The organism is Escherichia sp. WS1451 (assembly GCF_046487365.1).
Classification (GTDB): domain Bacteria; phylum Pseudomonadota; class Gammaproteobacteria; order Enterobacterales; family Enterobacteriaceae; genus Escherichia; species Escherichia coli.
Window position 1 is genome coordinate 1 of sequence record NZ_JBJQJP010000078.1, and the last position, 686, is coordinate 686.

General features: G+C 52.6%; 1 rRNA gene. It reads left to right on the forward strand.

The annotated features are described in order from the left end of the window. Positions 1 to 686: ribosomal RNA gene (locus tag ACJHX7_RS26225) — 23S ribosomal RNA — on the forward strand; the annotation flags it as partial.

Below are 686 nucleotides of genomic sequence, written 5' to 3' on the forward strand. Positions count from 1 at the left end.
GTTGTTGGGTAGGGGAGCGTTCTGTAAGCCTGTGAAGGTGTACTGTGAGGTATGCTGGAGGTATCAGAAGTGCGAATGCTGACATAAGTAACGATAAAGCGGGTGAAAAGCCCGCTCGCCGGAAGACCAAGGGTTCCTGTCCAACGTTAATCGGGGCAGGGTGAGTCGACCCCTAAGGCGAGGCCGAAAGGCGTAGTCGATGGGAAACAGGTTAATATTCCTGTACTTGGTGTTACTGCGAAGGGGGGACGGAGAAGGCTATGTTGGCCGGGCGACGGTTGTCCCGGTTTAAGCGTGTAGGCTGGTTTTCCAGGCAAATCCGGAAAATCAAGGCTGAGGCGTGATGACGAGGCACTACGGTGCTGAAGCAACAAATGCCCTGCTTCCAGGAAAAGCCTCTAAGCATCAGGTAACATCAAATCGTACCCCAAACCGACACAGGTGGTCAGGTAGAGAATACCAAGGCGCTTGAGAGAACTCGGGTGAAGGAACTAGGCAAAATGGTGCCGTAACTTCGGGAGAAGGCACGCTGATATGTAGGTGAAGCGACTTGCTCGTGGAGCTGAAATCAGTCGAAGATACCAGCTGGCTGCAACTGTTTATTAAAAACACAGCACTGTGCAAACACGAAAGTGGACGTATACGGTGTGACGCCTGCCCGGTGCCGGAAGGTTAATTGATGGGGT